Below are 9,021 nucleotides of genomic sequence, written 5' to 3' on the forward strand. Positions count from 1 at the left end.
GGGGGACGCCGGCGATTACGGGGACGGCCACCGTTGCGGCGAAGCGGGTCATGCGTGGGAGCTGTTGAGGCTCCAGCAGGCGGTTCACCCGGGCCATCACCGGGATGTCGCCGTGGGACGCGACGCCGAGCGTGCCGGACGGGGCGGCGGCCGGGCGGGCGGCGGCGAAGCGCAGGAGCGCGGTCGCGAGTTCGCGGGGCGGGCGGCCGTGGCGGGCGCGGTCGTCGGCGGCCATCTCGATCAGGAGCTCGACCGCGTCCAGGCACCGGCCGACCAGCCGGAGCTGCGGGAACACCTGGCGCAGCGACGCGAACGGCAGCAGGACCAGGTCGTGCCGCTCGCGCGCGTGGGCGCGCTCGTGCGCGAGGACCGCGGCCAGCTCGCCGCGGTCGAGGAGCTCCATCGTCCCGGCGCTGACCACGACCTTCGACGACCGGACGCCCGGCACGCAGTACGCCGCCGCGCCAGGGTGGTCGAGGACCAGGGTGCCGGGGACGGCCGAGTCGTAGCGCGACACCAGCGCGAGCAGCGCCCGGTGCCGCCGCCGGGCGCGGACGACCCGCACGACCGCGTACATCAGCATGACCAGCAGGACGCCGGTGAGGCTGACGGCGGCGAGCAGCGCGGCGACCTGCACGGCGTTCAGCCGGGCGGCCTGGTCGTCGTACAGGCCGGGCAGCCCGCCGAGGACGCCCTTCTCGTAGGGCAGCAGCGCGAGCCCGAGCAGCGCGCCGATCGTGGCGACGCCCCAGCACAGCCCGAGGGCCTGCCAGAGCGCGATTCCTAGGCGCGGCGTGCGCCACGTCCACCGGGCCTGGGCCAGCCAGTGCGCCCCGCCGACGGTCCCCAGTGAGATCAATGCGAGCAGGGCGGTGCCGGTCATGCCGGAGGTTCCTTGCCTGTGGTGAGGCCGGCGAGGGCCTGCCGGATCACGTCGATCTCGTCCTCGGACACGGACTGGACGAAGTGGACGAGCGCCGCGTCGCGGTCGCCCGTCTCGTTCAGCGCGCCGAGCATCAGCTCGGTGACGTAGCCTTCCCGGCTCGCGACCGGGCGGTACCGCCAGGCGCGGCCGTCGCGCTCGCGCGCGAGGAAGCCCTTCTTGGCGAGCCTGTCCAGCACCGTCATGACGGTGGTGTGCGCGAGGTCGCGGTCGCCGGCGAGGGCGCGGCTCACGTCACGGGCGGTCGCCGCGTTGTGACCGGCGTCCTCCCTCGCCCACAGGACCTCCATGACCGTGCGTTCAAGCTCTCCCAGACCCTTCACGCCAGCCAGATTATCCGACGCCCCGGACGCTGACCACGTCAGGTAGTACTACCGCCGGTAGAGGGCGTGACGAGGCCCATCTCGTAGGCGATGATGACGAGCTGGACCCGGTCCCGGGCGTCGAGCTTGGCGAGCAGTCGCGCCACGTGCGCCTTCGCGGTCGCGACGCTGATGAACAGCTCTTTGGCGATCTCCTGGTTGGACTTCCCCCTTCCGATCAGCGTCAGTACCTCCCGCTCCCGTTCAGTGATGCCGTCGGCCGGGCGGGACGGCTTGGCCGCCGGTCTCGGGCGGGGGCCGCCGGGCATGGCGGCGAACTCCTCGATCAGCCGTTTCGTCACGCTCGGCGCGATCAGGGCGTCGCCTCCGGCGACGACGCGGATCGCCGAGAGGATCTCCTCCAGCGCCATGTCCTTGACGAGGAACCCGCTCGCGCCCGCCCGGAGCGAGCCGTACACGTACTCGTCGTCGTCGAACGTCGTCAGCATCAGCACGCGGGCCGTGGTGATCCGCCGGGTCGCCTCGATGCCGTCCATGTCGGGCATGCGGATGTCCATGACGACGACGTCGGGCCGGACCTCCTCGACCAGCCGGACCGCCTCGGCGCCCGTCCCCGCCTCCCCGATGATCTCCAGGTCGGGGGTGTCGGCGACCAGCACGCGCAGCCCGGCGCGGATCAGCGGCTGATCGTCCGCCAGCACGATGCGGACGCTCACGTCGCCGCCACCGCCGCCGTCTCCGGGGCCGGGATCCGCGCCGCCACCCGGAACCCGCCGTCCGGACGTGGCCCCGCCGCGAACTCGCCGCCCAGCAGCCCGACCCGCTCCCGCATGCCGACGATGCCGTACCCGGTGCCGACCACGCCGCCGCGGCCGTCGTCCTCGACCTCGATGGACACCTCCTCGTCCCCGTACTCGATCGTCACCCGGCAGTCGGGCGTGCCCGCGTGGCGCACCACGTTCGTGACCGCCTCCTGGACGATCCGGTACGCGGACAGGTCGACGTCGGGCGGCAACGGCCTCCGCTCGCCCTTCCAGCGGACGTCGACCCGCACGCCCGCGTCCTTCGTCGACTCCGCCAGCCGGTCGAGGTCGTCCAGGCCGGGGGACGGGCCGAGCGGCGCGGCGCCCGGATCGTCCTTGCGGAGCGCGGTGAGCATCCGCCGCAGGCCCGACAGCACATCGCGGCTGGTGGCCTCGATGGCGTCGAGCGCGTTGCGGGCCTCGGCCGGCTGCGTGTCGATCACGCGCCCGCCGACGCCCGCCTGGATCGCGATGATCCCGATGCTGTGCGCGACCATGTCGTGCAGTTCCCGCGCGATCCGCAGCCGTTCGGCCGCCACCGCCTGCGCCGTCGCCTGGACGCGCATCATCTCGGCGTTCGCCCGCCGCACCTGGATCGAGTTCCCCGCCAGCCACGTGACGGAGACCGCCAGGACGATGATCAGGAGCAGGAAATCGTCGGGACTCAGGAACACGACGGCCGACAGGGCCTGGACGGCGAGGGTCACGGCGAGGACCGGAACCGACACCCTGTGCCGGCGGGTCGCCGCGATATAGCCGACGCCGAGATCGGTGATCGCTATCTGCAGGGCGGCGATGCCTCCGATGGGCATCTGGAGAAGGGCCCAGGTCCAGGCGAGCAGCAGCGTTCCCTGGCCCGGCAGGGGATGGCGCTGCAGCAGGGCGGCAACCAGCACCGTCAGCAAGGCCGACACGAAGACTTCCATGCCGACGAACCCGTTCGTGCCGTTCATCACCGTGGCGACCAGGACGAAGGGGTACAGGATGGTCGCGGACCAGAGCACGACCGCCCAGGCGAGGCGGCGCACCCGGCATACGCGGCTCAACGTCAGGGCGGGCATGCGCCGATCGTAACCGGGTGGCCCTTCCGAGCACATTAGCCCGGGGGCTTAATCCCACGGGCTAATCCGCCTTTCGCGATTGTATTCGGAGGCCCGATGCCTTCCGTGCACGGCCGCGGCCATTGTTATTCGCATGAAGCGCTGGCTGACGTTGGTCCTAGCAATCGAGGTCCTGGGAATTGTGGTGTTCTCCCTCACCTACGACTCGCTGGACTTTCGTATCTACCGCCTGGGCGGCGACGCCATAACGGACGGGGCGAGCCTCTACGACGAGCAGCTGGCCGAGCACTGGTACACCAACACGCCGTTCATGGCCGCGCTGTTCATGCCCTTGGCGGCGTTGCCGCTGACCCTCGCCCGGCTCCTATGGCAGCTGGCCTCACTCGCGGCATTCGTATGGGCGTGCGCGACGACATTGAAACTGAGCGGCCATCCCGCATCCCTGAAAGCGGTCGTGGCCGGCGGCCTTCTCCTGGCGCCGGTCCACCACACCTTCTTTCAGGGGCAGGTCAATCTGTTCCTGCTGGCGCTGATCCTGGTCGATATGCATCGCGTCGCTCAGGGCCGCTCAGCCGGAATCGGCATCGGTATCGCGACCGCCATCAAGCTGACCCCGGCCATCTTCGTCATCCTTCTCCTCGTGACGAGGCGAACCAAGGACGCGTTCACCGCCGCTGGAACCTTCGCCGTCTGCACCCTCCTCGCGTACGCGATCGCCCCGGACGCGTCGCGGCTCTACTGGCTGCACACCTTCTACGACACGTCCCGCGTGGGCGTCCCGTACATCAGCAACCAGTCCCCCTACGGCATGCTCACCCGCGTCCTGAGAGACACCGCCGAAGTAGGCGACTGGTACACCGCGATCCCGCTCACCATCGGCACTCTCGGCCTGACCCTCGCGGCCCTGTGGGCGAGACGCGGCGACTGGCTGACCGCCATTGCCGTCACAGGCGCGACAGGCCTCCTGGTCTCTCCCATTTCCTGGGCGCACCACTGGGTATGGATCGTCCCGGCCCTGGCGGTACTGATCCGCAACAACAATCGGGGCATGGCGGCGTGCGGCTACGTGCTCTTCGTCCTGGCCCCCATGTGGTGGACACCTCACAACGGACATCCACTTCAATACGGCTTCCACCCGCTCATCACACCTGTGGCCAACTGCTATCTGCTCGCGGGCCTGTTCTTCCTGCTCCACACAGCCGTCCGCCTCCGGCATGAGCCACCTGACCGCGGATGCAAGGAGCCCAAAAGCCGCCTGAGCCAGCGACCCCCGGGCCGCCGCCGTACCGAACGCCTCGTCCAGACGGCGTGACGGGACGGCGGACCAGAGCGCACGGCCGGACGCGGAGCCCCAAGGCGCGGGGGCGCTACGCGTCCGGCCGTGCAATCCCAGGAGGGACAGTCGCACCGGGCTCAGCCGGGCGGGGCGGCGTGATGGTTCTGTGACCTTTTTCGGGGGTGATACACACTCGGAGGGGTCGGAGTGTGTATCGTGAGGGCATGGCGAGAATCAACATCACGCTCCCGGACGAGCTCGCCGCCACGTTGCAGGGGCTGGCCGAGGAGAAGAAGATCGCCTCGGTCTCCGGGTTCCTCGCGGACGGGGCGCGGCTCAAGCTCGCGTTCCTGCGGGACGCGTCCACGATCGACGACCTGTTCGGTCCGCCGAGCCCGGACGAGCAGGCGATGGTCGACCGGCTCGTCGAAGGCGGCACCCCGAACCGCCGGGACGTCGCGTGATCACCGGTCACGTCTTCGACGCGACCGCACTTCTGGACCTTGCCACAGGCAAGACCATCTATGTCCGTGCTCGGCTGCGCGCCTCGATCGCCCAGCACGCCACGATCGTCATCCCCGCCACCGCGCTCGCCCGCGCGTGGCAGCTCGTCCCCGACCATGGGCGCGCCGTCCTGGAGCGCCTTCCCGGCATGCAGGTCGTGCACGTGGACGACCTGGACGACGTGATCGCCCAGCAGACCGGCCTGCTCGTCACCGCGAACCCCGCGCTCGGCATGGACGCGGCGCAGGCCGCCTGGTCGGCGCGCTGGCGGCGCTGGCCGCTGATCACCGCGGAGCCGGGCGTCTACGAGGACGTTCCCGGCGTCCGCGTCGAGCAGATCCCGTAGGCGCCGCTCAGGCAGCTCCCGAAGAAGCGGCTAGGCAGTTAGGCGCGCCTAGGCAGCTCCCGCAGCCGGGGCTCATGCAGCTTCCGTAGGCGCGGCTCATGCAGCTTCCGTAGGCGCGGCTAGCCAGTTAGGCGCGGCTAGGCAGCTCCCCTAGCCGGGGCTCAGGCGTCGTTGATCTCTTCGGCGCGCTGGCCCGTGACCAGGTAGACGACGTTCTCCGCCACGTGGACGGCATGGTCGGCGAACCGCTCGAAGTAGCGGCCCGCTAGCGAGATGTCCACCGCCGGCTCCACGCCGTGCTTCCAGTTGGGGGAGAGCATCTTGTCGAAGAGGCGGCGGTGGAGGCGGTCCATCTGGTCGTCGTCGGCGTCCAGTTCCAGGCCCATCTCGACGTCCTGGGACGCGATCACGCTGCCCGTCTTCGCGATCATGCGCTCGGCGATCTGGCCCATCTCCAGGACCGTGGCCTGCAGCTCGGGCGGGACGGCCGACTCCGGGTGGCGCCGCCGCGCGGTCTTGGCGATGTGGACGGCGAGGTCCCCCATGCGCTCGAGGTCGCCGCTCATGCGCAGCGCGGTGATGAGGGTGCGCAGATCGCCCGCGACGGGCTGCTGGCGGGCCATCAGATCGAACACGGTCGCCTCGATCTCCGCGTCGATCTTGTTGACCAGCTCGTCGCCGCTGATGACCTCCTCGGACAGGCGCAGGTCGGCGTCCAGCAGCGCCGTGACCGCGCGGGCCATCGCGGAACGGACGAGGCGGGTCATCTCCACCAGCCTGTCGGAGAGGGAGTCGAGCTCCTCGTGGTAGGCGTCGCGCAATTCGGGATCCTTCTGTACGGAGGGCACGGCGTGCGGGAGGCAGCCGGGTACCGGAGATCGTGCAAACAGGGGCGAAACGGGCGAGTTTTGTGGTGTCCGGGCGGACTCGCCCACGTCACAGCATGCCGTGACGCCATGAACGCGTCCGGGAAACAAGGTGAACTTTCGGGGAACGCGACCGCGATGACCAGGGCCTCCGGGTGGAGCGCCGCCGGACGCCGCTTACGATCCGTTGTGTGGAGGTCGAACTTGTCGCGAGCCTGACCGGGCTTGCCGGGCTCGCGATCGGGCTCGCGACTGGATTGGCGGTGCGGGTGAGCGAGCGTGCCCAGCAGGCTGCGGTTCCGGCGGCGCCGGTGGGCGGCCTGCCGCCCGGTGTCGCGTCCGTGCTCAGCGTCCTGCGGTCGTCCGCCGTCGTGGTGGACGCCGAGGACCGCGTGCTGCGCGCCAGCTCCGCCGCGAGAGCCTTCGGCATCGTCAGCGGCGACCGGCTCGTCGTGGACGAGGTGCTCGCGATGGCCCGGCTCGTCCGCCGGGACGGGGAGATCCGCGAGACGGAGATCCAGGTCGGGCCGACGAGCGTGCGGAGCCGGGCCGACGGGCGCTGGTTCGCGGTCCGCGTGGCGCCGCTCGGCTCGCACGGGCTCGTCCTCGTCCTCGCCGAGGACCTCACCGACATGCACCGCACGGAGGCGATCCGCCGCGACTTCGTCGCCAACGTCAGCCACGAGCTGAAGACGCCCGTCGGCGCGCTGTCGCTGCTGGCCGAGACCGTCGAGGTCGCCGCCGAGGATCCCGAGGCCGTCCGCCGGTTCGCGGGACGGATGCAGTACGAGTCGGTGCGCCTGACCAACCTCGTCCAGGACCTGATGACGCTGTCGCGCGTCCAGGGCGACGAGCCGCTGCCCGCGCTGCGTCCCGTCCTGCTCGACGAGGTCACCGCGGAGGCGCTGGAACGTTGCCAGACCAAGGCGGCCTCCAGGGACATCGAGCTGACCTCCGGCGGCGAGGACGGCCTGCGCGTCCGCGGAGACCAGGAGCTGCTGGTCACCGCGTTGCGCAACCTGGTCGACAACGCCGTCGCCTACAGCCCCGAGAACACCCGCGTCGTCGTCGCGACCCGGCGGCGCGACGACGGGCACGTCGAGGTCAACGTGACCGACCAGGGCATCGGCATCCCGGACGGCGAGATCGAGCGGATCTTCGAGCGCTTCTACCGGGTCGACCCGGCCCGCTCCCGCCAGACCGGCGGCACCGGGCTCGGCCTCGCCATCGTCAAGCACGTCACCAGCAAGCACGGCGGCGACGTGACGGTGTGGAGCAAGCAGGGCCACGGGTCGACGTTCACGCTCCGGCTGCCGCTGCTCGACGCCCCGCCCCGCCCGTCCGGCGCGACCGTGAGCAGGATCGCGAACCACGGGAGGCGGGGCCTGGACGACCAGGCAGGCGCGGACGGCCAAGCGCGCGCGGACGGCGCGACCGCCGCGGGCGCGAGGCGAGAGGCCGCAGAAGAGACCGGCGCGGACGCGGGCAAAGACGCGGACGCGGGGAATAACACAGATGAGACCGCCCAGGAGGCAACACCGTGACCCGCGTGCTCGTCGTGGAAGACGAAGAGTCGTTCAGCGACGCACTGTCCTACAACCTCCGCAAGGAGGGCTTCGAGGTGGCCGTGGCCGCCACCGGTCCTGACGCGCTGGACATCTTCGAGCGCAATGGTGCCGATCTCGTCCTGCTCGACCTGATGCTCCCCGGCCTCCCCGGTACCGAGGTGTGCCGGGAACTGCGCGCCAAGTCGAGCGTCCCCGTCATCATGCTGACCGCCAAGGACAGCGAGGTCGACAAGGTCGTCGGGCTGGAGCTCGGCGCCGACGACTACGTCACCAAGCCGTTCTCCACCCGCGAGCTGATCGCCCGGATGCGGGCCGTCCTGCGCCGCCAGGGCGAGGTCGAGGAGCTGGCCCCCGCGACGCTGGAGGCCGGGCCCGTCCGGATGGACGTGGAACGGCATGTCGTCAGCGTCGGCGGCGATCCCGTCCAGTTGCCGCTCAAGGAGTTCGAGCTGCTGGAGGTGCTGCTGCGCAACGCGGGCCGCGTCCTGACCCGGATGCAGCTGATCGACCGCGTCTGGGGCGCCGACTACGTCGGGGACACCAAGACGCTGGACGTCCACATCAAGCGGTTGCGCGCCAAGATCGAAGAGGTGCCGTCCTCGCCGCGTTACATCGTCACCGTCCGCGGCCTGGGCTACAAGTTCGAGCCCTGATGACATGGGAAACGGCCCGTCCCAGCGGGGACGGGCCGTTGCTCTGTGCGCCGGACCGGCCTCAGTGGCCGGAGCCACCCGGGGACTCGCCGCCACCGGCACCGGCGCCAGGCGACTGCGTCGCGCCGGGCTGGGGCGAACCGTGGCCCGGCTGCTCCGGCGTGGTCGCGCCCAGCTGGGGCGCGCCGCCCGGGCTCGGCGATCCGGGCGCCTGCTGGACCGGCTCGGCCAGCGGGAAGGCCATGTACTCGGCCTGCTGCGGGACGATCGGCACCTGGAACTCCACGGCGCCCGCCTTCTCGAACAGCATCTGCACGGGGACCCTGGCGCTGGCGAGCAGGTCCTGCTTGAGGCCCGTCAGCACGACGAGCGCCTGCCGGCCGTCCGGCGTGGTCGGGGCGGCGCCCTGCTGCGCCTGACCGCCGGGCTGCCCCTGGCCGCCGGGCTGCGCTTGGCCGCCGGGCTGCGCTTGGCCGCCGGGCTGCGCCTGGCCGGTGGGCTGTGCCTGGCCGCCGGGCTGCGCCGGCGTGGCGCCCGTACCCGGGGACCCGTGCGTCGCGCCCGCGCCGCTCGGCGCGGGGGTCGCCCCGCCGCTGTTGGGCCGCGAGGTCGCGCCGTCCTGCGGCTGCCCGGACGGCTCTGTCCCCGGCCGCGTGGTCTGGTTGCCCGGGTTAGGCG

10 protein-coding genes and 1 pseudogene are annotated in these 9,021 nt (G+C 71.4%); 5 read left to right on the top strand and 6 right to left on the bottom strand.

Annotation, left to right across the window (positions count from 1 at the left end):
• The 4 genes from E1264_RS35355 to E1264_RS35370 form a co-directional block, all read right to left on the bottom strand.
• A partial coding sequence (locus tag E1264_RS35355) for a M56 family metallopeptidase (protein WP_132180672.1) occupies nucleotides 1–883 on the bottom strand: 883 nt, incomplete at its 3' end.
• Nucleotides 880–1,266, bottom strand: coding sequence for a BlaI/MecI/CopY family transcriptional regulator (locus tag E1264_RS35360; RefSeq protein WP_132180674.1), 387 nt, complete (start codon nucleotides 1,264–1,266; stop codon nucleotides 880–882). The genes E1264_RS35355 and E1264_RS35360, both read right to left, overlap by 4 nt.
• 38 nt (nucleotides 1,267–1,304) lie before the next feature.
• On the bottom strand, nucleotides 1,305–1,982 hold the full coding sequence (locus tag E1264_RS35365) for a response regulator transcription factor (RefSeq protein WP_132180676.1): 678 nt from the start codon (nucleotides 1,980–1,982) through the stop codon (nucleotides 1,305–1,307).
• On the bottom strand, nucleotides 1,979–3,130 hold the full coding sequence (locus E1264_RS35370; protein ID WP_132180678.1) for a sensor histidine kinase: 1,152 nt from the start codon (nucleotides 3,128–3,130) through the stop codon (nucleotides 1,979–1,981). The genes E1264_RS35365 and E1264_RS35370 overlap by 4 nt, the downstream gene beginning before the upstream one ends.
• 133 nt (nucleotides 3,131–3,263) lie before the next feature.
• Here E1264_RS35370 and E1264_RS35375 point away from each other — a divergent pair, with 133 nt between their 5' ends.
• From E1264_RS35375 to E1264_RS35385, 3 genes are all read left to right on the top strand, one after another.
• Complete coding sequence (locus E1264_RS35375) at nucleotides 3,264–4,442, top strand: glycosyltransferase 87 family protein (protein ID WP_132180680.1); 1,179 nt, start codon at nucleotides 3,264–3,266, stop codon at nucleotides 4,440–4,442.
• A gap of 188 nt (nucleotides 4,443–4,630) precedes the next feature.
• The gene (locus E1264_RS35380; protein WP_131966931.1) at nucleotides 4,631–4,870 is read left to right on the top strand and encodes a ribbon-helix-helix domain-containing protein; all 240 of its coding nucleotides are present in this window, start codon (nucleotides 4,631–4,633) and stop codon (nucleotides 4,868–4,870) included.
• Complete coding sequence (locus tag E1264_RS35385; RefSeq protein WP_132180682.1) at nucleotides 4,867–5,256, top strand: hypothetical protein; 390 nt, start codon at nucleotides 4,867–4,869, stop codon at nucleotides 5,254–5,256. The genes E1264_RS35380 and E1264_RS35385 overlap by 4 nt, the downstream gene beginning before the upstream one ends.
• 161 nt (nucleotides 5,257–5,417) lie before the next feature.
• Here E1264_RS35385 and phoU read toward each other — a convergent pair whose 3' ends face one another.
• Nucleotides 5,418–6,077 (bottom strand): phosphate signaling complex protein PhoU, encoded by a 660-nt coding sequence (phoU, locus tag E1264_RS35390; RefSeq protein WP_132180684.1) that lies wholly within the window; start codon nucleotides 6,075–6,077, stop codon nucleotides 5,418–5,420.
• Nucleotides 6,078–6,313: 236 nt separating this feature from the next.
• Here phoU and E1264_RS35395 point away from each other — a divergent pair, with 236 nt between their 5' ends.
• Both E1264_RS35395 and E1264_RS35400 read left to right on the top strand, forming a co-directional pair.
• On the top strand, nucleotides 6,314–7,666 hold the full coding sequence (locus E1264_RS35395) for an ATP-binding protein (RefSeq protein WP_132180686.1): 1,353 nt from the start codon (nucleotides 6,314–6,316) through the stop codon (nucleotides 7,664–7,666).
• The gene (locus E1264_RS35400; protein ID WP_132180688.1) at nucleotides 7,663–8,343 is read left to right on the top strand and encodes a response regulator transcription factor; all 681 of its coding nucleotides are present in this window, start codon (nucleotides 7,663–7,665) and stop codon (nucleotides 8,341–8,343) included. Before E1264_RS35395 ends, E1264_RS35400 begins: the two co-directional genes overlap by 4 nt.
• Nucleotides 8,344–8,404: 61 nt before the next feature.
• Here E1264_RS35400 and E1264_RS44010 read toward each other — a convergent pair.
• Nucleotides 8,405–9,021 (bottom strand): annotated as a pseudogene (locus tag E1264_RS44010) (hypothetical protein); the annotation flags it as partial.

The organism is Actinomadura sp. KC216 (assembly GCF_004348535.1).
In the GTDB taxonomy this organism is placed as follows: Bacteria; Actinomycetota; Actinomycetes; order Streptosporangiales; family Streptosporangiaceae; genus Spirillospora.

Coding starts and splice junctions, on each gene's coding strand:
- E1264_RS35370 (WP_132180678.1), bottom strand. CDS start 3,130: ATGCCCGCCCTGACGTTGAGCCGCGTATGCCGGGTGCGCCGCCTCGCC.
- E1264_RS35380 (WP_131966931.1), top strand. CDS start 4,631: ATGGCGAGAATCAACATCACGCTCCCGGACGAGCTCGCCGCCACGTTG.
- E1264_RS35375 (WP_132180680.1), top strand. CDS start 3,264: ATGAAGCGCTGGCTGACGTTGGTCCTAGCAATCGAGGTCCTGGGAATT.